Below are 21,070 nucleotides of genomic sequence, written 5' to 3' on the forward strand. Positions count from 1 at the left end.
TCCCGGAGCGCGGCCGTGCGGGCGCACCGCGCGCGTAGCGCGGGCGCACCGACGCGGCGTCGGCCCTGGCGGGAGCCCTGACGGAGTCCTCCGTTCTCCTCCTGTCCTGCCCAAGGGGTTCCCTTTGCCGGTCTTCGCCTCCGCTGTTCTCCGTTCCTCCGTCGTCTCCCGACTGCGCGCCGCCGGTTGTGTGTTCGCCGAGGACGAGGCGCGGATCCTGCTCACCGCCGCCGCCACACCCGCCGAACTGGCCGCCATGGTCCGGGCCCGCGCCCAGGGCCGGCCGCTCGAACACGTCGTCGGCTGGGCCGAGTTCGCCGGGCTGCGGATCGCCGTCGACCCCGGTGTGTTCGTCCCGCGCCGGCGCAGCGAGTTCCTGGCCACCGAGGCCGCCCGGCTGGCCCGTCCCGGCGCGGTGGTGGTCGACCTGTGCTGCGGCAGCGGCGCACTCGGCGCCGCCGTCGCGGCCGGCGCCGGACACCCCGTCGAGCTGTACGCCGCCGACCTGGACCCGGCCGCCGTCCGCTGCGCCCGGCGCAACCTGGCCGGAACGGGAGCACGGGTCTTCGAGGGCGACCTGTTCGCCGCCCTGCCGGACGCGCTGCGCGGCCGGGTGGAGGTGCTGATCGCCAACGTCCCGTACGTACCGACCGGTGACATCGAACTCCTGCCGCCGGAGGCCCGGTTGCACGAGGCGCGGCCCGCGCTGGACGGCGGGGCGGACGGGCTGGACGTGCTGCGCCGGGTGGCCGTGACGGCGCCGCGGTGGCTGGCGCCGGGCGGGTCGCTGCTGTTCGAGACCAGTGAGCGGCAGGCGGCCGACGCGCTGGTGGTGGCCCGGTCGGTGGGTCTGGCGGCGGCGGTGAGCCGTGCGGAGGAGTTGGACGCCACCGTGGTCACGGCGACGAAGAGCTGACCCGGAAGCAGGGCCGCCCCGGCCACCACCCCCCGTCGGGGTGGCCGGGACGACTGGTCAGATCGCGGCGCCGTACACGTGGTCGACCGGGATGGTGAGCAGCACCCGGCGGTCGGCGACCATCGCCGCGCGGTACTCCGCCCAGTCGGGGTGCTCACCGGCGGCCCGGCGGTAGTAGTCGACCAGCGCCTCGGCCTCCGGCCCGTCCGGGTCGGTGGCCGGCCCGGTGAGGGTGGCGACGCCCTCGGCGGTGGCCCAGGACCGTCCGTCCGGCCCGGTCACCTCCAGGCTGACCCGGGGGTCCCGGCGCAGGTTCGCGGTCTTCGCCAGGCCGTCCCGGGTGGAGATCAGGATGACGTTCGCCGCGCGGTCGTAGAACGGCAGGACGGGGGAGAGCTGGGGCCGCCCGTCCGCCTTGATGGTGGCGAGGATGCCGAGGCGGCTCTGTGCGAGCAGGGCGTACGGGTCGTGAGCAGTGGCGGTCATGGGAGCATCATCGGGCCTCGGGCCGGTGTGAAGGGCAAGGCACGGCAGGTGTGTTGCGCCGTTGACGCCTGGTTGACCCCGAAAGATGAGGATTCGCGGAATCGCCGGTGGCGGGCGCGGCCGGCGGTCTAGGGTCGGGACGCGACGGGATGTGACGACCCGTCATCTGGCGCTGATCCGAGTGCTGATCCGAGTGCTGATCCGAGTGCTGGTCCCCGCGCCGATCCGAGCGTAGACCCGAGCGTAGACCCGAGTGCTGATCCGAACCGAGGGAGCACCGCACGATGGCTGCCGACTACCGGCCCAGGGAACTGCTGGAGTTCTCCGACGACCTGCACCACGAGGACGTGACCCCGCTGCGGGCCTTCCTGTCCGCCCGTCTCGGCGAGGTCGTCGAGGCCCAACCCGAGGGCAGCGCCGCCCGCTTCGCGGCCGAACGCCTCGCCGACATCACCCTCAGCGACTGCATCCACCTCGGCGACCTGCTGCTCGCCTGGAGCGAGGTGGTGATGGACGACCGGGTCGACGTGCCCGGGGAGGTCCAACGGCTGCGCCAGGACGTGATGTTGTGGTGGGAACGGCTGTGCGAGACGGCCGACGGCTTCCGGGAGCACCCCGGCCACAACCCCCGCTGGCGGGCGCTGCGGTACCTGAACCTCGCCCACGCGGAGCTGATGGCGAGCCTGACGGACTCCTCGCGGGGCGGGTACGCGGGCGGGGCGCATCCTTAGCAGTACTTCGTCGGGTCTGAAGTACGACGTGGCTCTGAGGCGGGGAGCCGGTCAGGCGAACTCCGAGGGGCGGACGGCCGTCGCGAGCGCGGCGGCCGTCCGCCGGACATCCGCCTCCGTGGTGCGCCAGTTGCTGAACGCCGCGCGCAGGGCGGGCAGACCGGCGTAGCGGGTCGGAGTGAGGAAGGCCTGGTCGGAGATCCCGGCGGCGAGGGCGGCCAGCCGCTCGGGCGTGGGGTCCTCGGCGAGGGTGAAGCAGACGACGTTGAGGCGTACCGGGGCGAGCAGGCGCAGCCCGTCGATCGCGCCGATCGCCTCGCCCAGCGCGTGGGCGCCGGCGATGCAGCGCTCCACGATCTCCCGGTGGCCGGCCCGGCCGTAGGCGCGCAGGGTGAACCAGGCGGCCAGAGCGCGCAGCCGGTGGGAGTTCTCCGGTGTCAGGTGCACCAGGTCCGGGTGGTCGCCGACCGGGCCGAGGTAGGCGGCGGCGTTCTGGAAGACCCTGGCCTGGAGGTCGCGGCGGCGGGTGAACTGCACGGCGCTGTCGTAGGGCACGTTGAGCCACTTGTGGAGGTCCACGCAGACCGAGTCGGCCTGGTCCAGCCCGGCCACCAGCTCCGCGTGCCGCGGGGAGAGCGCGGCGAAGGCGCCGAAGGCGGCGTCCACGTGCAGCCAGAACCCGTACTGCTCCCGGAGCGCGGCGATCGCACGCAGGTCGTCGAAGTCGACGGTGTTCACGGTGCCCGCGTTGGCGACCACCACGCACGGGCCGTCGGCCTCGGCGAGCGCCCGCTCCAGCGCGGCCACGTCCACCGCCTCCCGGCCGGGCAGGGTGGGGAGGGTGGTCAGCGCGGTGCGGCCGAGGCCCAGGACGGACAGCGCCTTGGACACGCTGGAGTGCGCGCCGCCCGACAGCACCCGCACCCGGCCCAGCGTCGCGACTCCGTCCTCGGCCACGTCCACTCCGAGCCGCTCGCCCAGCCACTCCCGGGCGATCGCCAGGCCGACCGTGTTGGACAGGGTGGCGCCGCTGACGAAGGTGCCGCTGTGCGCGGCGGAGAGCCCGAACAGCTCGCGCAGCCAGCCGACCGTCTCGCGCTCCAACTGCTGACCGGCCGGGTCGAGCGAGGAGTTGGAGTTCTGGTCGGCCGTCGCGGTCAGCCAGTCGCCGACCAGGGCGGCCGGGGTCGCCCCGCCCGTCACGAACCCGAAGTAGCGCGGCCCGGCACTGGCCGACAGCCTCGGCTCCCAGCGCTCGCCGAACTCCGCCAGCGCCGCCCGCAGTCCGCCGCCGTCCTCGGGCAGTGGCCCCGTCGCGGTCGGCCGGTCGGCCGACGGCGGGATCACCGGCCGGTCGTCGAGGCCGGCCAGGAAGCCGACGGCCCGCTGTCGGGCCTCCTCCAGCAGGGTGGGCAACTGGTCGAGGTCGGCGGTGAGTTCGGGGTGCATGGGGGTTCTCCGTTGATCGGTGGTCAGACCGAGGCTAGTGCCGGACGGAGCGGGTGTCGCAGGCCAATCCACGGCCGGTGGCCTGGCCGGTCGCGGGGTTCGCACACCGCGGAGGCGTCCCGGGAGCCGGACCAGTGCCACGGCGAAGCTACGAGCCCCGTCCCCCTGCTGCCCACGTGGTGAGGCGTTCGGGGGAGGCGAGCACTCGACCACCGGCGAACCGTCGGCGGTTGCGAGCGGGGCTTCGATCCCGTCCGGAACCATGGTCGGGGGCGTGGGAGCCCCGTCCGGTCGATCGCGTCCGAGCCCTTCCGTCTGCGGCAGGACCCTACCGTCGGGGCAGTTCGGCCCGCCGGACGGACCGGGAGGCCAGGGCGTAGAGCGCGCCGAGGCAGGAGAAGGCGCCGCAGCCGAGGAACACCGGGGCGGCGCCCCAGGCGCCGATGGCGGCGCCGACCACGGGGTAGCTGAGCGGGGCGAGGCCGACCATGGTGAGCATCACGACGGAGGTGACCCGGCCCAGGTAGGCGGGGTCGGCGGTGGTCTGGACGAGGGCGCCGTCCAGGGTGCCGAAGACGCCCGCGTTCAGACCGACCAGTGCGGCGAGCACCGCAGCCGACCACAGGGTGGGGACCAGGCCCATGACGGCCGCTCCGATGCTGCCCAGCAGCAGGGTGACGGCCATGGTGAGACCGGCCCGGGGCAGTCGGCCGACGACGGCGAGCAGGGTGGCGCCGACGGTGGCGCCCGCGCCGAAGCAGGCGACGATCAGGCCGTAGCCGGAGGGGCCCCAGCCGCGCTCGGCGTTGAGCAGCACCATGCCGACGTTGAGGGTGCCGGTGAGGCCGAGTTCGCAGACGGCGCCGACCAGGACCAGTGGGCCGAGCAGGCGGTGGCGGCGGATGTAGCGCAGGCCGTCGGTCAAGTCGGCGCGGGCCGTCCTGCGTTCGGCGGGGGCGACGTGTTCCGGGGGCGGAGCGAGGGGACTGATCCGGACCGACAGCAGCAAGGGCAGGGAGAGGGCGAACAGTGCGCCGGCGACGGTGAAGGCGGTGGCCGGGCCGCCGAGGCCCATGGCCAGGCCGCCGATCGGCGGGCCGGCGACCTGGCCGACGCGCATGGCGAGCGTGCGCAGTCCGGTGACGCGGGCCAGCTGGCCGGGGCCGGTGATCCGGGGCGGCAGGGCGCCGACGGCGGGGACGAACAGGGCGTCCACGGCGCCGAACACCAGCGCCACCGCCACCAGCAGCCAGAGGGCGGGCGTGGTCAGGGCGATGGCGGCCGCGACGGAGAGGATGAGCAGACAGCGCAGGCTGTCGCTGCCGAGGATCACCCGGCGCGGATCGAACCGGTCGGCCACCACCCCGCCGCCCAGCATCAGCACCGCCCGGGGCAGTGCGCCGGCGGCCATCACCAGCCCGACCTCGGCGGGGCCGGCGGCGCGCTGGGCGGACCAGCCGAGGGCGACGAAGTAGATGCTGTCGCCGACCAGGGACGCGGTGTAGGCGGTGAGCCAGCGCAGCACGTTCGGGTCGCGGTGAGCGGCGGCGGCGGGGCGGACGGCCGGCGTCGTCTCCAAGGTGGCCATGGCGGGCTCCAGTCGGTGGGTGGGCGGCGTCAGGGGCGGAACGGGAAGCCGTACAGGTGGACGGACACGTGTTCGCGGCCCGCGGTGTCGCCGGCCGCCCGGGCCGCCTTGCCGCGCTGCCGCCAGCGACGGCCGAGCGCCTGCAACTCGTCGTCCAGCTCGGCGAGTTCGGCGGCGGTGAGGTCGAGCAGCCACTCGGCGCCGAACGCGGCGTCGGTCCACTCCGTGCCCCAGGCGGAGGTCTGGTCCAGGTAGCCGCGGTACTGGGCGACGCGGGTGTCCACCAGGCCACGGGTGACCACCCCGACGGCGGCCGCACCCTCCGGCGTACCGGCGAGGTCCGACTCGCGGAAACCCCAGCCCTCCTCCGAGGAGACCTGCCACCAGCGCTCCCGTCCGTCGCTGCTCTGCGGGGTCGCCTCGGTGACGAAGCCGTGCTCGGCGAGCTTGCGCAGGTGGTAACTGACCAGTGACGGCGCCTGATCGACCTGCTCGGCGAGCTGGGAGGCGGTGGCGGTGCCGGAGATGTAGAGCAGGCGGTAGAGCTGCATGCGCAGCGGGTTGGTGAAGGCCTTGAGCCGGGAGAGGTCGGTGATCCGCTCGGTTTCGGGGTGCTGCGGGGGGTGCGGCTGGTCCATGCCTCCACGGTAGATCCGAAGGGAAAGTTGCGCAATGAAAACTGCGCAAGAAACGTTTCCGATCTTTCAGCGCGGGCCGGCGCGAAGCGAGCCGCCGCGCTGCAGGTGGTGCTGGAGGAGACCGCCGAACAGGTGGACACCTCCACCGGGGAGATCACCGGCCCGAAGGTCGCGACGCTGGCGGCGATGTGGGAGGCGATCGAGGCGGTGGAGCCGCGCAAGGAGTTCGCCGCGGCGGTGGCGGCGATGGTCGAGCTGGCTCCGCCCCTGGACTCGGACGCGGACGAGGCGTGGCGGCGGATGCTGGTCTCCCGGTTCTCCACGGTGAGGCCGTTCCTGAAGCTGCTGGTGGAGGTGGTGGACTTCGAGGCGACCGCGGAGGGGGCGTCGGCGCTGCGGGCACGAGTGACGTCATACGAATGGTTCGTCGTGGTCGCCACCATCTTGACCTAGGCGTCTGTGCTGGCCAGGCCCCGGAGAGGGGTACGGGAGCCGTCACACCGACCGGAGCTGTTTACGGCTTCGCGGATCCGTTCGGCGGCCCAGCGTGCCCGGTACGCCTTCTGTCGGCAGGCGGGCCGGTCATACGCGGTGTCCCGGCGGTGACCGCGGCCCAGGCGAACCGGTCCGGCTTCTCGTCATTGGTCAGGTTCCCGTTCATCGGGGTGAGCGCCCGACGGTGAGCCGACCCGTGCGCGGGCGCGAGTCGGCTCCTGGGTCCAGGGCGGCGTGACCGTGCCCGCCGGCTGATCACTTCGCCTGGGAGAGCAACACCGCGTCGGGGCCGGCGGGGAATCGCAACTGGCCGGTCGTGTCGTGCGCGGCTCGCCACACCGTCTCGGCGACGTCGCTCTCCCTGGTGAACAGGTCCTGCGCCGTGAAGTCGCCCATGGCCTTCTGCGCCCATGACGCGTAGGGCGCCGGGATCAGTTCGTCCAGCGGTGCCCCGTCCGCCGCGTTGGCCGCGTTGGCTGCGAAGTTCGTCGTCAGGCAGGCGCCCGGCTCGACCGTCTTCGCCTGGACGCCGAAGGGCGCGAGTTCGAGCGCGAGGGAAGCGGTGAACCCTTCGACGGCCATCTTGCTCGCCTTGTAGACGGCTGTGAGCGGCATGTGCCCCAGCACCACGCTCGAGGTCACGTTGACCACCACCCCGGAGCCGCGCTCACGGAACCGGGGCAGCACCGCTTGGGTCACCGCCATCACGCCGAACGTGTTGGTTTCGAAGACTTCCCGTACCCGGGCCATGGGGGTGCCCTCGAACACGCCGATCGATGGGACGCCCGCGTTGTTGACCAGGACGTCGATGGGCCCGGCTGCCTGGAAGGCCGCGGTGATGCTCTCGGGCCTGGTTACGTCGAGTTCGATGACGCGGAGCCGGTCCGACTCAGGAAGGACGTCTGGACGCGGCGTCCGCATCGTGGCGATGACGTTCCACCCCTGCGAGTGGAAGTAGCGGGCGGTCTCCCGCCCGTACCCGGATGAGGTACCAGTGATCAGAACCGTCTTCATGTTGTGCCCCTTTGCGTGTGGTGGGATCCATTCGGGCGGGCAGGCATTTTCCTGCTCCACGGGAGAATCGGTAATCCCATTGAATCGCTCTGACCTGCGGAGATAGTAGAACTATCCTCGCTGTTCCTTGCACGATCCTCCGGAAGGGGCACCAGCTCAGGACAGGAGACCTGCCGGCGCACGTACGGCCTGACGCAGGCGGGCGGCGTCCTGGCTGGGGGGCGCGCCGAACTGGCGGCGGTACTCCCGGCTGAACTGCGACGGGTTGTCGTAGCCGACGCGGTGGCCGACTCCGGTGACGTCTCCGGGATGGGTGGCGAGCAGCAGCCGGGCTTCCTGGAGCCGGATCTGCTTCTGGAACTGGATGGGGCTCATCGCGGTCACCGCTTGGAAGTTGCGGTAGAAGGCGGAGACGCCCATGCCGGACTGCCGCGCCACGTCCTCGACCCGGAAGGGCTGCGCGTAGTGCTCGCGGATCCAGCGCACGGCCCGCGAGATGTGGCTGAGGCTGCTGTCGGCCAGGCCCAGCTGGCGAACCGTCGCACCCTGCTCGCCGGTGATCAGACGCCACAGGATCTCGCGCTTGACCAGCGGGGCCAGTACGGCCCGGTCGCGGGGCTCGTCGAGCAGGCGCAACAGCCGGACCACCGCGTCCAGCAGCGCGGCCGGAGCGTCACTGACGGCGATCCCCGACGGCGCGCCCCCGCTGTTCGGGGGGGCGCCTCCGGGCCCGGCCTCGAGCAGCAGCTCGGCAATGGCGGACGGTTCCAGGACGAGGCCGAACCCCAGCGCCGGCTGCTTGGGGTCGGCCCGGGTGAACTGCCCTGTGACGGGCAGATCGACGGATGCGACCAGGTACTGCCCGGGTCCGTACTCGAACACCCTCTCACCCAGGGCGAGGCGTTTGGCGCCCTGCGCGATGACCGCCAGGAGCGTGCCGGACATCGAAGGCGCCGGCGGATCAGGGCGGTCGACCTTCGAGATGAGGACGCCGTCGACGGCGGTGGTCCAGTCGGGCCGCGCATGGCGGGCCAGCAGGGTGCGGAGTTCTTCGAGGTACATGCGTCCATTGCAGCACCATTCCGCGCCGCGGTTCCCAAAGTCGCGAGGATCGTGCAAGTGCAAAAGAGTATCGGTCTAACGTTTCCGCAGTTCAACCCACTTGAATGGAATCACCGCACTCCATCGCTGAAGAGGAAGAGAAGGAATCCATGACTGCCGACTACGGCTTCGGCGCCACCCTGACCGCCAGGCCCGGTATGGGCGACCAGCTCGTCGACCTGCTGCTGACCGGACTGAACGAGGGCAGCCCCGGCGCGAGCGAATACTGCCTCGTCTACCTCGTCTCCCGCTCCGCGTCCGACCCCGACGTCGTCCACGTCGCCGAAGGCTGGACCAGCGAGGACGACCACCACCGCGTCTTCGCCGGCAAGACCGCCCAGGCCATCGTGGCGCAGATCGACCCGCTGCTCGCCAAGGACTCCGAGTACACCGACCTTGTTCCGATCGGCGGCAAATCGGCCCTCTGACCCGCCGGACCGCCGGCACCCCACCCCCGGCCTCTGCCGCCTCGGTGCCCACCGAGGCGGCCCCCGTCCTCGCCCGACCGTCCCGCCACCACCCACGAGAGGCAACGACCATGACCACAGCACGCCCCTCCCTCGACCCCGAACTGCGTGAACTCCTGGCCGACATGCCGCTGATGTCCGAGCTCAGCCCGGAAGTGCTGGCGCAGGTACGCCCCTTCGCCTCGATGCCCGTCGAACCCCTCCTCGAAGGTCGCGCTATCGACCGGCGCGAGGTCACCGTTGCGAGTCCGGACGGCACCCCGATCCCCTTGTCCGTCTTCAGCCCCGCGAACAGCGATCGCACCGCTGCCGCACCCTGCGTCTACTGGATGCACGGCGGCGGGATGGTCATGGGCGACCGCTTCTCACAGATCGACATCCCGCTGGAGTGGCTCGACGAGTTCGGCGCCGTCGTGGTCTCCGTCGACTACCGGCTCGCGCCCGAGTCCACCGGCACCATCCCGGTCGACGACTGCTACCAGGGACTGCTCTGGATCGCCGACCACGCCGCCGAACTGGGCATCGACCCCGCCCGGATCATCGTCGCAGGCGCTAGCGCGGGCGGCGGCCTCGCCGCCGGCGTCACCCTGCTGGCCCGCGACCTCGGCACCCCGACGATCGCCGCCCAAGTCCTGATCGGCCCCATGCTCGACCACCGCAACACCACCACCTCCAGCCTCCAGTACTCGAACGGGCCCGGCGTCTGGACCCGCGAGATGAACGGATTCGGATGGCGCTGCCTCCTCGGCGACCTCACCGACGACGAGGTACCCGCGTACGTCTCACCCGCCCTGGCCGGCGACCTCGCGGGCCTGCCGACCACCTACATCGACACCGGCTCCGCCGAAGTCTTCCGCGACGAGGACACCGCCTACGCCACCCGCATCTGGGCGGCCGGCGGCCAGGCCGAACTCCACGTCTGGGCAGGCGGCTTCCACGGATTCGACGCCCTGTACCCGCAGGCACACATCTCGGCCACAGCCCGCCGAACCCGCACCGACTGGCTCGCCCGGCTCCTGCCCACGAACCCCGCCGCATAGGTGAAGTCGACGAGTTTCGGTCGTACGCTTCAGCCTTGGCCAAGACCTCAGCGCCTGCTGTCTCCGGGCGCGAGCAGGCTGGTGACCTCGGCGATCGCCTCCGCCGAGGGGTGGAAGTAGCGCCGTACGTTCTCCGGCTTCTTGTGCCGGGACTTCGCCATCAGCATGGGCAGGCTGGCCCCGGCCTCGCCGAGGTGGGTGAGACCAGAATGGCGGTATTCGTGCAGGTCCCAGCCTGTGCCCGGCACCCCGCCGACTGCGGTGTGGGCGTCGAGCAGGGCGCGGGCCTGGCCGTACGACAGCCGGACCGGATGTCACGGTCGTCGAGGACGTCGAGGACCAGCTCCGGCAGGGTCGGGGAGGCGACGCGTTTCGCGCTGCCGCTCGAATGGTTCGACGGCGCGGTGCTGTTCTGGGGGCGTCCCGGTGGTGTCGAAGGCCGACTGATCGGCGGGGTGATCAATCGCGTCGTGCTGAACCAGCACTCCCACGACGGGCTCGTCGGCAGCGCGCCGATCGGCTCGGTACCGGTCAGCAGCCTGGAGTAGAGCTTCTCGAGTTCCGCCTGGCGCGCCACGGACGCCGACTGCCAGGCCCCGCCGAAGCCGGGGACGGCCATGTCGGCATGGAACCCGACCAGACCCGTCACGGGCGGGTCGTGGTGGGCCGCCACGGCAGTCTCGTCTACTCATGGCCGGTGAGGGTGGGGACGGCGCCGCACTCGACGTGGTCGATGTGGACGCCGGGGAGGCCGCGGGACCAGGCGGCGGCGATGGGGGTGAGCTGGGTGCGGGGGAGCGGTGTGGGGCCGAGGCCGATCGGGAAGTGGGTGCGGCCGTCGCGGGTGCGGTAGGGGCGGGGCCAGGCGTGGAGGTGGGTGGCGCCGGCTTCTTCGAGCGCGGTGAGCAGGGTGCGTAGGCGGCCGCGGACAGGGCCGGCGGATTCCTGGTCGGCGGTGACGACGGCCCAGGCGGCGTGTCGGCGGTGCAGCGGGGGAGGGGTGAGCAGGGCGGGCCACGGGTCGGGGCTCGCGGTGGTGAGCTCCCAGGCCCGGTAGAGCTCCTCGGTGAGCAGGTCGCGGGTGTCCGGGCCGACCTGGGTGGTGCAGCTGCGGACGGGGGCGGAGGGGGTGAGGACGGTCAGTGGGGCGGGTCGCTGATCGGTGAACTCGGCGGTGAGGGTGACGGGTTGGCGCCAGTCCCAGGAGGCCCAGGTCTCGGTGAAGCGCTGGAACAGGTCGTCCTCGGCGGCGTCGGAGGTGTCGGAGGTGTCGGAGGTGTCCGTGGTGTCGGAGGCGTCGGAGGCGTCGAGGACGGTCCGGGCGGCGAGCACCGACCAGGCCAGCGAGGGCAGTTGGCCGAACGGGGCACCGTCCAGGCCACGCGCCCGCGCCCAGGACTTGACCTGCCGGGCCAGCCGGACGAAGCGGCCGTGTCGCTCGCCGAGCGCCGCCAGGATCGCCTCGGCGTCCGTGACGGCGCTCAGTGCGACGGCCGCCGCCTCGCCCAACTCGGCGCGCCGGGGCACCGCTTGGGCGGGGTCGAGGATGCCGGTGAACACCACGGCCAGGTCGACGGCCAGCCCGTCCGCCTCCAGTCGAAGCCCCGGCATCCGGGCGCCGCGCACCTCGCGCAGCCGCCGGGCCTGCGGCAGGGCGGCCGCCACTCGAGCCAGCACCTCGGGCAGGTCGGCCGGTCCGGGCAGGGCCGCCACCAAGTCCAGGTCGCCGCCGTCCAGTTGGCAGCCGAGCCGGCGCGAGCCGACGGTGTGCACGACGCCCGCCGGCAGCGCCGAGGCGATCCGCCGGGCCAACTCGACCGCGCCGGCCGTGCGTTCGGCCGACTCGACGTGCAGTGACACCTCCGGCTCCTCCGGCAGCACGCGCACCTCGCCCGTCCCCAGCGTGACCACCGCGCGCGGGCGCATCGGCTCGTCGCCCCGCCGGGAGAGCACCACCAGCTCGCCCACCAGGGCCTCCATACCGCTCAGCCGGGCGGCGCAGTCGGCGGCCACCCGCTGGGGGTCGTCGCTGCGCCCGAGGCTCAGGTGCGGGGTGTAGCCCTCGGCGTGGCCCCGGCACCGGGGGAAGCGGCGCTCCAGGGCGTGCCGCAGCGCGGCCCAGGGTTCGGGCGCGGCGGCGGCCGGGTCCAGCCAGACGGTGGCGTCCTCGCGATGGCCGAAGGTGTGCACGCCCTCCAGTCGGGCGGTGAACGGGGCGGCCTCGGCGGCGGCCGCGCCGAGCAGCGGCAGGGCGCGGTCGAAGTCGGATTCCGGTACGAAGCCGAACAGCAGGTTGACGTGCGGGGGCCAGCGGCGCAGCTGGGGGTCGTACGCGGCGCGCAGCCGCTGGATCGGCGGCCACAGCTCCTCGGGCGGCAGCCAGGCGACGGCTGTGCGGGCGGTGGGGGCGGCGTCGAGGGTCTGCGGGGCGCCGCCGCCGAGGGCGAGGTCGACGGCCACGCCGTAGTGGTCGGAGGGGTGGAGGCCGTCGGCGGTCGGCCGCTCGCCGAGCAGGGTGGCCGTGGTGGCGCGGGCCCGGTCGGAGCGGTGCAGGACGCGGTCGATCCGGCCGGGCCGGCCGGTGAGCGAGGAGAGGGCGGCGAGCGGGTTGACGGTCGGGTCGAAGGTGGGGGTGGAGTCGGCCGGGCCGTGCACCTCGCTCCAGGCGTCGTGCAGTCCGAGGGCGGCGGCGGGGCCGGCCGGGCCGGTGCGGGCGTCGTTGAAGTCGCCGAGCAGCAGCAGTTCGCCCTCGACGCCGGCCAGGCCCTCGGCCAGTCGGGCGAGTTCGGCCTGTCGGCGGGCGGGCCCGTCCGTCGAGTGGTCGCTGCTCAGGTGGACGGCGGCGACGGTGAGCGGCGTGTCGTCGGCGGTCCGGACGGTGACGGCGGTGACGGCCTTGTGCGGGCCCAGCACGTGCCGGCCGGCCTCCAGCACGGGGAGGCGGCTGAGCAGCAGCAGCCCGTACTCGGGCACGTCGCGGCCGCCCGGGTCGGCGCCGAGGGCGTAGCGGTCGCGGACCCAGGGCTCGGCCAGCAGCTGGACGACCAGGGCCGGCTCGACCTCCTGGAGCGCGATGACGTCGGCGTCGGCGGCGGCCAGTGCGGCGAGCAGCAGCGGTCGGCGGCGGGCGGTGTCGATCCGGTCGGCGTCGTAGCGGTCCCACAGGGTGTTCCAGGTGACCACGCGCAGGGTGTCCCCGGTCGGCGTGCCGCCCCCGGCCTGCCGGGGTTGCCAGCCGCCGTCCGGCCGCCAGGCGTACGGGGTGGTGGCGGTGAAGAACGGTGCGGGCAGTCGGCGCGGTTCGGCGCGGTGTCCGGCCGTGGTGGTGTCCAGGAGGTCCACGCCGGTGCTGCGGTCCCACACCACCACGCCGTCGGCCTCGACCCAGTGCACCCGGTGCCAGGGGATCTCGCCGGAGGCGATGAAGGCCTCCAGCGGGACGCGCTTGGTGCGGTCGTCGCGCTGGCGCACACCCAGGGTGAAGCGGGCCGGGTCGAAGCGGGCGTCCCAGCGGATGCGCTGGCAGACCTGTTCGATGGGGCGCATCAGTCCTCCTCTGAGTCGAGCGTGCCGGCCGTGTCCGCCACGGTGCCACCCGGGCCGACGTACCAGGTGCGGTGCGCCTGGCCGGGGTAGGGCGGGCTGTAGCGCTGTAGTTGGGCGGTGAGCACCTCGGGCGGTACCGGGTGCGGGCGGACGGCGTTGCGGCGCAGCAGCTCCGGCTCGCCGACCAGCAGCACCACCTGGGTGAGCAGGGCGTCGCGGCGCCGGGCGATGCCGTGGACGTGGGAGCGCTGCTCGCGGTTGAGCGAGGTGGCGTCCCAGACGACGGTGGCGGCCGGGTCGGCCAGGGCGGTGTCCAGCCGGGCGAGGCCGGTGCGCAGCACCTCGGGGTTGTGGCGCTGGTCGGCGCGGGAGCCCCGGGCGGCGCGCAGGTCGTCCAGGCTGATCCGGGCGGTGACGCCGGGCAGGGTGGCGGCGAAGGTGCTCTTGCCGCTGCCGGACGGGCCGCTCAGGTGGACCAGCCGGGGGAAGCGGGCGTCCCGCCAGCGCCAGGTGGCGGCGACGGCCTCCTCGACGGTGGTGATCCGGCCGAGCGCGTACGCCTCGCGGGCCTGGGCCCAGCAGCGGTCGGCGGCGAGGCGGTCGACGTCGGCGAGGGCCTCGCGCAGGCCGGTGCGCAGCCAGGCCAGCGGGTCGGCTTCGAGCAGTCCGGCGTCCTCGGCGTGCAGGGCGGACCAGGCGACCTGCTCGCGCTCGGCCCGCCCGGGGGCGGCGACCGCGGCCACCGCGTGCAGCACGCCGAGGTCGGCGGCGCCGGCGAGCCGGACCAGGCCGGTGCGGCGCTCCTCGTCCGGGTACGGCTGCTGGAGGCCGGGGTGGAGACCGACCAGGTCGGCGACCCGGCGGGCCAGCGGCAGGCCGAGCCGGTCGGCGAGCCGGGGCGCGAGCGACTCCCGGCGGGCGGTGCGCAGCGCGGTGGCGAGGACGCCGGCCAGCCGGGCGTCGCCGGTGCGGCCGAGTTCGTCCAGCCGGGCCGAGACCTCAGCCAACTCCTGCGGCGTGGTGTCGAGTGCGGTCAGGCCCAAGGCCTCGGCCAGCAGCGGGAGTTCCGGCAGTCGGCCCGAACGCACGTCCCAGAGCGGGGCGTTGGGGCCGAGGCCGTTCGCCACCACGGCGGCGTGCATCCAGTGGGTGTCGGTGCGGACGTGCTGCGGGCGGACCCACTTGGCGATCCGCTCGCCGAACTCGGCCCGGGGGAAGCCCCGGACCGTCCGGACGACGTAGCCCTCCTGCCGGTTCAGGTCCAACCGCAGGGCGCGCAGGGCCCGTTCGTCGTAGCGGCCGCGCCAGAGCACCCGGGGCGCGGGGACGCCGAGGCGGCGCAGGAAGCGGACGGTGTCGTCCCAGCCCAGGCAGTGGTCCTGGTCCGTCCAGACCGAGAACCCGTAGAACCAGCTGTCCAGATCGGTGTACGGGATGGAGTGCCGGGCGAACAGGTTCTCGCCGCAGATCCGCCAGCCGTCCGGGATCCGGGCGCCGATCCGGTGCTGGAGGCCCTTCACCCAGGCCCGGGACGGGTGGTGGGCGGAGTCCAGCGAGCGGGCGTGCAGGCCGTCGGCGTAGAGCGTGGTGTTCTCGCCGTCCAGCTTCTCGGTGACGACCACCTCCGCCCCGGCCAGGCCGGAGAGGTCCCCGGTCCGTACGTCGTCCGCCGCGGCCCCCGGTGACCAGGGGAGATGCGGCGTCCGGGGGTAGTGCACTCGCATGTCCGGCTCCCTGAACGTCCTTGATCCGGCGGACACTGTAGGAGCCGGTGAGCGGGGCGGGCCACCGATTAACGGCGCGGGCGCGGGCTCAGTCGATGCGGTGCTCGCGCCAGAAGGGGGCCAGGTCGACGGGGGTCGCGGCCTGGGCGGCGGCCTTGAACTCGGCGGTGGTGGAGACGCCGTACCAGTGCGCGCGGGCGTAGTCGTGCAGGAGGGCGGACATCGTCTCCGCACCGATCAGCCGGCGCAGTTCGTGCAGGGCGCAGGAGCCGTGGTCGTAGATGACCGCCTCGTAGCGGTCGGGGTGGGTGTCCCAGTAGCTCATCGGGTTGGTGAGGTGTTCGTCCGCGCTCCGCCAGGGCGTGGCGGCGGCGCAGTTCTCGCCGGTGTCGCCGAGGGCGAGGTCCATGGCGTACTCGGCGAAGGACTCGTCCAGCCAGGGCGCGCGGTACTGGTCGTCGCCGACGATGCCGTACCACCACTGGTGCGCCAGCTCGTGGATCACGGCGGAGGGGCGGATCCGGTCGAGGACGAAGGCCGGGTACTCCATGCCGGCGAAATCGAAGCCGTTGTCGAGGACCAGGGCGAGGTCCCCGTACGGGTAGGCGCCGTAGCTGCGCGAGTGGGCGTCGATGGTGCGCAGGGAGAGGTCGAGCATCGCGCGGGCGTCGTCGGGGGTGATGCCGCGGGCCGAGTAGACGGCGATCCGGACGCCGTCGCCGGAGGTGCCCGCGATGCGGCTGAACGGGCCTGCGGCCCATGCGAATTCGCGGACCTTCCGGGCGCCGACCCGGGTGATCGTGCGGCCCGGTTCGCCGGGGGTGTCGACGGCGGTGCCGGTGGCGGGGACCAGCACCTCGGTGGGGTGGTCGAGGGTGACGGCGAAGTCGGAGGCGAGGCCGTAGAAGGACTCGCCGAGCTGGCTGTACCGGTCCAGGTGCCAGCCCGCCTCGTCGCGGACGGCGAGGACGGGCAGGGCGTTGCCGATGTAGCTGTAGGCGCCGTCCCGGCCGAAGCGGTCGATGCCGTCCGGGACGTCGACGGCGAGGTCGAACTCGACGGTGGCGGAGGCGCCTTGGGCCAGCGGGCGGGCCAGTGGCACCCGCAGGGCGGTGCAGTCGACCTCGGGGGAGCCGTCCAGTCCGCTCACCCGCACGGACGGGGTCGTGCAGCCGCCCCGGAAGTTGTCCCAGAGCCGCAGGTACAGCTCCTGGAGGGGTTCGGGCGAGGTGTTGGTGAAGGCGATCCGCTCGTGGCCGCGCCATTGGGCGCCGGTGGCGTCGCTGCGCAGCTCGACGGTATAGGCGGGGGCGCCGGGGGTGCGGGTCGGGTCGGCGGGGGCGCGGCCGGGCGGAGCGGGGGCCGGTGGGGGCGCGGCTGCCGGGGCGGCGGCCACCGGGGCGGTGGCCACCGACAGGAGCACGGCGAGGACGGCGAGTAGGGGGAGGGGGCGTCGCACGTCGTGAACTCCTGTCGATGGTGGGGGTGTTCGTGGTGCTCGGGGTCAGCCGTGGTGCTCGGGGTCAGCCGTGGCGTTCGGGGTCAGCCGTGGCGTTCGGGGTGAGCCGTGGCGTTCGGGGTCAGCGGTGGTGCCGGGCCAGCACCCGCTGCACCGCCCGGGCGTCGGCCGGTATCTCGCCGGTGGCCGGGGCGGGCAGCTGGATGAAGGGGCCGGCCAGGAAGAGCGAGCGCGGGGCGGCGGGGGCGCGGTCTCGCGGGTCGGAGTGTCGCTCACCGTGCGCCTTCCGTCGCCGGGCTGCCGGCCGCGCCGACGCCCGGGATCGCGTCGCTGCCCGGCACCGCGCCGCCGGGAGCCGCGAGCTCGGGAGCCTGACCCTCGGCTGACGGACCGTCCGTCGCCGGGGCGTCCGTCGCCGGGCCGAGCTCGATGGTGAACGCGCCGAGCACTTCGCGCATCCGCCGTTCCACCTCCTCGATCGAGGCGCCGACCACATGGACGTACCCCGAGGCACTGTGCGAGGCCCTCCGGGCGGACACCGCGTCGCCGACACCGACCGTGAGAACGGCCTCGACCACCCCGGGGACACGCAACAGGTCCTCCGTCGGAGTGATCCGCCGGACCGTCCCGGAGCCCGGCAGCGGCAGCAGGAGGCCACCCGCGCACTGGCGCAGGCGGTAGTCGAGCGCCGGGCGGATGCCCCGGTAGACGTCCAGGGTGGCGCCGAAGACGTCGAAGCCGTACGCGTGCCCGTGGTTGGCCGGGATCTCACAGTCGGCCAGCCGGAGCCCGATCTCCCCGGCGTACAGCCGGCCGTCGATCAGGAAGAACTCCATGTGCGCGTAGCCGTGGTCGATGACCATGCCGGTGACGATCCGCTGCACCAGGACGCGCAGGTCGACCGGCGGGGCCTCGTCGGTGCCGACGCTGATGCTGGCGTTCATCGCGCCGTCCACGATGTCCAGCGGACGGCAGGGCATGGCGCTCGGCCAGGCGTCCAGCACCTCGCCCCGGTGGATGATCGCGCAGACCTCCCACTCGGTGCCGCGGAGGAACCGCTCGACCATCCAGTCCCGGGCGGTGAGGTCGATGCCGGCCAGTGACTGGGGGCCGTCCAGCCGGTGGGTGTCCACGCACGCGAAGGAGTCCACCGGCTTGAGCACCAGCGGCCAGCCGTAGGTGGCGGCGAACCAGGCGACCTCGGCGACCGTCCGGACTCGCGTGAACTCGGCCGTTCGCAGGCCGAGTTCACGGAAGCGCTGCTTCATCTCGGCCTTGTCGCGGACCCAGGCGACCTGTCGGCTGCTCAGGTGCGGCAGCCCGGCCAGCTTGGCGAAGCGCTGGGCGAGGGCCTGGCGCGGCTCGCTCGGGTTGCAGAAGGTGCTCGGCCGTGCGGGGAGCCCGGCCACCCACTCGCGGTAGCGCGCCGCCTCCCGGACCAGCGGCACGTCGGCGCGCACCCAGAACGCGGGCAGGTGCGCGGTGCGGCGCAGGTGGTCCTCGGAGAGGTCGCCGCGCAGCTCCTCGAAGCGCAGCAGCACCAGGTGCTCCGGGAGGGTGCGGGCCGCGTACCGGGTGAAGGAGGACGGCCGGTCGTCCACCAGGAGCAGTACCGGGGCCTCGGCCGGGGCGTCGGTGCCGGCTCCGGGCGGGGCGCCGCGCGCGGGGTTCGCGCGGTTCGCGGGGTTCGCGGGGTTCGCGGGGTTCGCGGGGTCCGCGTTCACATCGCCTCCAGGACGCGCCGGATCGCCTTGACCGCCACGGCCCGCTGCTCCTGCGGCAGTTCGGGCGACAGCGGCACGCACAGGGTGCGCTCCAGCAGGTCGCGGGTGCGGGCGAAGCCGCACATGGAGCAGTCGGCGTTGCAGGCTTCGAGGATGCGGATGCACAGGTCGTGCGGGTGCGGGTGCGGGTGCGGGTGCCGGTGCGTGGTGGGGGACACGGGGACACCTGGGCCTTTCCGTCGGGGATCGATTCCGTGGGCGGCGCGGGGACGGATCGGCGGGGACACATCAGCGGGCCGGGTCGTCGGCCCCTGAAGGTCGTTCGGCCAGGAGCTGGAGCAGGGCGTCGGCGACCTGCGCCGCGCCTGCCGTGCCGACGGCGGTCGTCAGCGCCGTCCAGTCGGGGCCGGGACGGTCGGTACCAGTCCGATCGGTACCAGTCCGGTCGGCGTCGGGCGGGTCGGCCAGCTGCCCGAGCTGCTCGACCAGGGCCTCCCGTACGGCCCTTGTCGCCCGGTGGCGGCCGAGGTCGGCGGCGCGGGCGATGCCGCCGTAGATCAGGTCGAGGGCCTTGCCCTCGCCGTGGGCGCGCAGTGCCAGCGCCTCGTCCTCGTCGAACACCTCCTTCGGCCAGCGGACGCGGGTGTCGGTGCCGAGCGCCCGGCTGTGGAATCGGCCGTTGAAGATCTGGCTGAGGTTCTGCGGTGGCAGGCAGATGGTGGGAGTCCCGAGCTGCCCCGCCTCCAGGAGGGTGGTGAGGCCGGGGGAGGTGAGCAGCACGTCGCACTCGGCGAGGCGGCGCAGGAACTCCTCATGGGGGAGGGCGCCGACGGTGGTGGTGGCCGGGTGGGCGCAGGAGTCCACCAACTGCGCGGCCAGCCAGGCGGGCAGGTTGCCCGCGATGTGCACCTCGGTGACCCCGCTCGCGGTGAGCGCGTCCAGGGCCGCGGGCAGGACGAGCTGCGGATAGCCGGCCCAGTCGGTGAGTTGGGGTGCGCGCAGTCCGCCGAGGCTGAGCAGGGCGCGCCGGGGGTGCGGTGTCGGCGTGCTGCCGCGGGCGGCCCCGCCGTCGGCGATCACGGCGTCCACCCACCGGAGTCGGTGGACGTCGGCCAGCACCCGGGCGGCCTCCGGCGGCAGCGCCACGCACCGCTGGGCGCAGTACACCTCGGTGTCCAGCGGGAGGTCGGGGCGGTCGCCGTCCGTCCAGAGGAACGGCAGGCTGTCCACGAACACCACCGGGACCCCGCAGGCCCGCAGCGCCTTCGCCAAGGCGCCGTCCATCACCACCAGCGCCGCCTGCACGCGCTGAGTCCGGACGATCCGGGCCAGTTCCTCGGCCGACCGGTGCTCCGGCAGGTCGAACCAGCGCTCCACCGGCTGCTCGGCGAGCACCGGTCTGCCCAGTCCGGAGGCCAGCCCGATGAATCTCAGCCGGTCGCCGCCGCGACGTCGGAGGGCGGACAGCACCGCGCTCAACTTGCCGGAACTGCCCCAGCCGAACTCGACTCCGGCCACGGCGACCGTCCGGGTCTCCGTCGTCGTCTTCGCCGTCATCCGTACCGTCGTCATCCGTACCAACTCCCCCGCCTGTAACGGACTTTTCTGTCGCTCCGTATTCGTACCAGGCCTGAGATCGCAGGTCGGTTCGACTGCCTACGGAAAAGCGAAACGTAACCACCCCACCAGGTGAAGTTGCCGTTCGGTGCATTGACGACGAGCAGTCAATCCGATGGATGCGCAACACACGGGCAGGAACGTGCCTGCACCCGCCGGCCGCCGCGACGGGCTGCAATGGACGCCCATCCGATCCGCAGCGCAGCCGACCACCGGAACCGCGCCCCAGCCGTACCGATCCCCCCGCAGGAGGGCCGCCAGATGGAACAGTTGACCGACGACACCGATCCGGTCCGCGTGCTGGACACCTCCGGCACCGACTACCGCCGGGCCTTCGACCTCTTCCTCGCCGGCACCGACGAGAAGCCGCGCACCCACGCCCGGCTGAGCGAGGTCGCCACCGGCCTCCCGCACCGCCGGGTGCTGCTGGACCTCGGCGCGGGCGACGGCCGCACCACCGCCCACCTGGCCCGGTACTTCGACCGCACGATCGCCGTCGAACCGAGCGCCGCCATGCGGGAGAAGCTCATCGCCGCCTGCCCGGGCGCCCGCGTCCTGCCCGAGCCGCTGGACCGCGCCGAGCCGTCCGAGCCGGCCGACCTGGTCCACCTCTCCCACGTGCTCTACTACGTCCCGGAGTCCGACTGGCTCCCCACCGTCACCCGCGCCATCGAGTGGACGGCCCCCGGCGGCACCCTGCTGGTCGTCCTGCAGAACCCCGAGAGCCCCTGCATGCGGATGGCCGCCCACTTCACCGGCGTGCGCTACGACCTGAGCGCCCTCCTCGATGGTCTGCGCGCCCACCACCCCACCCACACCTACGCCTTGGAGACCCTCGACCTCCACTACCGCACGCCCCACCTCGCCGAGGCCGTCGACGTCGCCGAGTTCATGGTCAACGTCGCCGACCTCGCCACCCTCGACCCCCGCCCCACCCGGGCCGCCCTCACCGCCTACGTCCGACAGCACTTCGCCCAGCCCGACGGCAGCTACGCCATCGGCCACACCCAGGACATGCTCACCGTCCGCCGGGCCCGGAGCGCCCGGGTCTGAACCCCGGGGGGCCGGACGGCTC

18 protein-coding genes and 2 pseudogenes are annotated in these 21,070 nt (G+C 73.6%); 7 read left to right on the forward strand and 13 right to left on the reverse strand.

All coding sequences use genetic code 11. The features are described 5' to 3' along the window. Nucleotides 1-124: 124 nt before the first annotated feature. Complete coding sequence (locus tag ACZ3YL_RS20820; RefSeq protein ID WP_465658970.1) at nt 125-916, forward strand: putative protein N(5)-glutamine methyltransferase; 792 nt, start codon at nt 125-127, stop codon at nt 914-916. Between the two features lie 57 nt (nt 917-973). Here the strand turns inward: ACZ3YL_RS20820 and ACZ3YL_RS20825 are convergent, their stop codons facing one another. Then, the gene (locus tag ACZ3YL_RS20825; protein ID WP_465658972.1) at nt 974-1,402 is read right to left on the reverse strand and encodes a PPOX class F420-dependent oxidoreductase; all 429 of its coding nucleotides are present in this window, start codon (nt 1,400-1,402) and stop codon (nt 974-976) included. Between the two features lie 284 nt (nt 1,403-1,686). On the opposite strand from ACZ3YL_RS20825, the gene ACZ3YL_RS20830 reads away from it, so the two are divergent. Beyond that, nucleotides 1,687-2,133 carry a hypothetical protein gene (locus ACZ3YL_RS20830; RefSeq protein WP_465658974.1) on the forward strand — a complete coding sequence of 149 codons (447 nt, stop codon included), beginning with the start codon at nt 1,687-1,689 and terminating at the stop codon, nt 2,131-2,133. Nucleotides 2,134-2,184: 51 nt separating this feature from the next. Here the strand turns inward: ACZ3YL_RS20830 and ACZ3YL_RS20835 are convergent, their stop codons facing one another. The 3 genes from ACZ3YL_RS20835 to ACZ3YL_RS20845 form a co-directional block, all read right to left on the reverse strand. Then, on the reverse strand, nt 2,185-3,582 hold the full coding sequence (locus ACZ3YL_RS20835) for a pyridoxal phosphate-dependent decarboxylase family protein (RefSeq protein ID WP_465658975.1): 1,398 nt from the start codon (nt 3,580-3,582) through the stop codon (nt 2,185-2,187). 328 nt (nt 3,583-3,910) lie between these two features. Beyond that, the gene (locus ACZ3YL_RS20840) at nt 3,911-5,170 is read right to left on the reverse strand and encodes an MFS transporter (RefSeq protein ID WP_465658977.1); all 1,260 of its coding nucleotides are present in this window, start codon (nt 5,168-5,170) and stop codon (nt 3,911-3,913) included. Nucleotides 5,171-5,199: 29 nt separating this feature from the next. Beyond that, complete coding sequence (locus ACZ3YL_RS20845) at nt 5,200-5,808, reverse strand: ArsR/SmtB family transcription factor (protein WP_465658979.1); 609 nt, start codon at nt 5,806-5,808, stop codon at nt 5,200-5,202. A 72-nt stretch (nt 5,809-5,880) separates the two neighbouring features. On the opposite strand from ACZ3YL_RS20845, the pseudogene ACZ3YL_RS20850 reads away from it, so the two are divergent. Continuing rightward, nucleotides 5,881-6,210, forward strand: a pseudogene (locus ACZ3YL_RS20850) (Tn3 family transposase); the annotation flags it as partial. 348 nt (nt 6,211-6,558) lie between these two features. Here ACZ3YL_RS20850 and ACZ3YL_RS20855 read toward each other — a convergent pair. Further along, entirely contained in the window at nt 6,559-7,317 is a 759-nt protein-coding gene (locus ACZ3YL_RS20855) for an SDR family oxidoreductase (RefSeq protein WP_188305051.1), read from the reverse strand. A 156-nt stretch (nt 7,318-7,473) separates the two neighbouring features. After that, complete coding sequence (locus ACZ3YL_RS20860) at nt 7,474-8,379, reverse strand: AraC family transcriptional regulator (RefSeq protein ID WP_188305041.1); 906 nt, start codon at nt 8,377-8,379, stop codon at nt 7,474-7,476. 149 nt (nt 8,380-8,528) lie between these two features. On the opposite strand from ACZ3YL_RS20860, the gene ACZ3YL_RS20865 reads away from it, so the two are divergent. Both ACZ3YL_RS20865 and ACZ3YL_RS20870 read left to right on the forward strand, forming a co-directional pair. Beyond that, nucleotides 8,529-8,846: a putative quinol monooxygenase gene (locus tag ACZ3YL_RS20865; protein ID WP_188305042.1), complete on the forward strand. Its 318-nt coding sequence runs from the start codon at nt 8,529-8,531 to the stop codon at nt 8,844-8,846. Between the two features lie 110 nt (nt 8,847-8,956). Beyond that, nucleotides 8,957-9,925, forward strand: a complete 969-nt coding sequence (locus ACZ3YL_RS20870) for an alpha/beta hydrolase (RefSeq protein WP_465658982.1) — start codon at nt 8,957-8,959, stop codon at nt 9,923-9,925. A 47-nt stretch (nt 9,926-9,972) separates the two neighbouring features. On the opposite strand, the pseudogene ACZ3YL_RS20875 reads toward ACZ3YL_RS20870, so the two are convergent. Then, nucleotides 9,973-10,230, reverse strand: a pseudogene (locus ACZ3YL_RS20875) (hypothetical protein); the annotation flags it as partial. Here ACZ3YL_RS20875 and ACZ3YL_RS20880 point away from each other — a divergent pair. Further along, entirely contained in the window at nt 10,189-10,473 is a 285-nt protein-coding gene (locus tag ACZ3YL_RS20880; RefSeq protein ID WP_465658984.1) for a hypothetical protein, read from the forward strand. The pseudogene ACZ3YL_RS20875 and the gene ACZ3YL_RS20880 sit on opposite strands and share 42 nt — an antisense overlap. 136 nt (nt 10,474-10,609) lie before the next feature. Here the strand turns inward: ACZ3YL_RS20880 and ACZ3YL_RS20885 are convergent, their stop codons facing one another. The 6 genes from ACZ3YL_RS20885 to ACZ3YL_RS20910 all read right to left on the reverse strand — a co-directional run bounded on the left by ACZ3YL_RS20885 (nt 10,610) and on the right by ACZ3YL_RS20910 (nt 19,950). Further along, complete coding sequence (locus ACZ3YL_RS20885; protein WP_465658986.1) at nt 10,610-13,471, reverse strand: RNA repair domain-containing protein; 2,862 nt, start codon at nt 13,469-13,471, stop codon at nt 10,610-10,612. Further along, nucleotides 13,471-15,195: an RNA ligase family protein gene (locus ACZ3YL_RS20890; RefSeq protein WP_465658988.1), complete on the reverse strand. Its 1,725-nt coding sequence runs from the start codon at nt 15,193-15,195 to the stop codon at nt 13,471-13,473. The genes ACZ3YL_RS20885 and ACZ3YL_RS20890 overlap by 1 nt, the downstream gene beginning before the upstream one ends. Nucleotides 15,196-15,283: 88 nt before the next feature. Then, nucleotides 15,284-16,654, reverse strand: a complete 1,371-nt coding sequence (locus ACZ3YL_RS20895; RefSeq protein WP_465658990.1) for a M1 family metallopeptidase — start codon at nt 16,652-16,654, stop codon at nt 15,284-15,286. A gap of 272 nt (nt 16,655-16,926) precedes the next feature. Continuing rightward, on the reverse strand, nt 16,927-18,378 hold the full coding sequence (locus tag ACZ3YL_RS20900; protein ID WP_465658992.1) for an ATP-grasp domain-containing protein: 1,452 nt from the start codon (nt 18,376-18,378) through the stop codon (nt 16,927-16,929). Then, nucleotides 18,375-18,596: a hypothetical protein gene (locus ACZ3YL_RS20905; protein WP_465658994.1), complete on the reverse strand. Its 222-nt coding sequence runs from the start codon at nt 18,594-18,596 to the stop codon at nt 18,375-18,377. The genes ACZ3YL_RS20900 and ACZ3YL_RS20905 overlap by 4 nt, the downstream gene beginning before the upstream one ends. A gap of 70 nt (nt 18,597-18,666) precedes the next feature. Continuing rightward, the gene (locus ACZ3YL_RS20910; protein ID WP_465658996.1) at nt 18,667-19,950 is read right to left on the reverse strand and encodes a hydroxymethylcytosylglucuronate/cytosylglucuronate synthase; all 1,284 of its coding nucleotides are present in this window, start codon (nt 19,948-19,950) and stop codon (nt 18,667-18,669) included. A 306-nt stretch (nt 19,951-20,256) separates the two neighbouring features. Between ACZ3YL_RS20910 and ACZ3YL_RS20915 the strand changes: the two genes are divergently transcribed. Next, a complete protein-coding gene (locus tag ACZ3YL_RS20915) occupies nt 20,257-21,048 on the forward strand; it encodes a class I SAM-dependent methyltransferase (protein ID WP_188305989.1) in 792 nt (263 codons plus the stop codon). The last annotated feature ends 22 nt before the right edge of the window (nt 21,049-21,070 follow it).

The organism is Kitasatospora sp. NPDC023176, assembly GCF_055560495.1.

Bases quoted from the DNA above. Each gene is read 5' to 3' on its own strand.
- ACZ3YL_RS20830 (WP_465658974.1), top strand. From the start codon at position 1,687: ATGGCTGCCGACTACCGGCCCAGGGAACTGCTGGAGTTCTCCGACGAC.
- ACZ3YL_RS20890 (WP_465658988.1), bottom strand. From the start codon at position 15,195: ATGCGAGTGCACTACCCCCGGACGCCGCATCTCCCCTGGTCACCGGGG.
- ACZ3YL_RS20835 (WP_465658975.1), bottom strand. From the start codon at position 3,582: ATGCACCCCGAACTCACCGCCGACCTCGACCAGTTGCCCACCCTGCTG.
- ACZ3YL_RS20860 (WP_188305041.1), bottom strand. From the start codon at position 8,379: ATGTACCTCGAAGAACTCCGCACCCTGCTGGCCCGCCATGCGCGGCCC.
- ACZ3YL_RS20915 (WP_188305989.1), top strand. From the start codon at position 20,257: ATGGAACAGTTGACCGACGACACCGATCCGGTCCGCGTGCTGGACACC.
- ACZ3YL_RS20840 (WP_465658977.1), bottom strand. From the start codon at position 5,170: ATGGCCACCTTGGAGACGACGCCGGCCGTCCGCCCCGCCGCCGCCGCT.
- ACZ3YL_RS20825 (WP_465658972.1), bottom strand. From the start codon at position 1,402: ATGACCGCCACTGCTCACGACCCGTACGCCCTGCTCGCACAGAGCCGC.
- ACZ3YL_RS20865 (WP_188305042.1), top strand. From the start codon at position 8,529: ATGACTGCCGACTACGGCTTCGGCGCCACCCTGACCGCCAGGCCCGGT.
- ACZ3YL_RS20910 (WP_465658996.1), bottom strand. From the start codon at position 19,950: ATGACGACGGTACGGATGACGGCGAAGACGACGACGGAGACCCGGACG.
- ACZ3YL_RS20885 (WP_465658986.1), bottom strand. From the start codon at position 13,471: ATGCGCCCCATCGAACAGGTCTGCCAGCGCATCCGCTGGGACGCCCGC.
- ACZ3YL_RS20855 (WP_188305051.1), bottom strand. From the start codon at position 7,317: ATGAAGACGGTTCTGATCACTGGTACCTCATCCGGGTACGGGCGGGAG.
- ACZ3YL_RS20870 (WP_465658982.1), top strand. From the start codon at position 8,957: ATGACCACAGCACGCCCCTCCCTCGACCCCGAACTGCGTGAACTCCTG.
- ACZ3YL_RS20845 (WP_465658979.1), bottom strand. From the start codon at position 5,808: ATGGACCAGCCGCACCCCCCGCAGCACCCCGAAACCGAGCGGATCACC.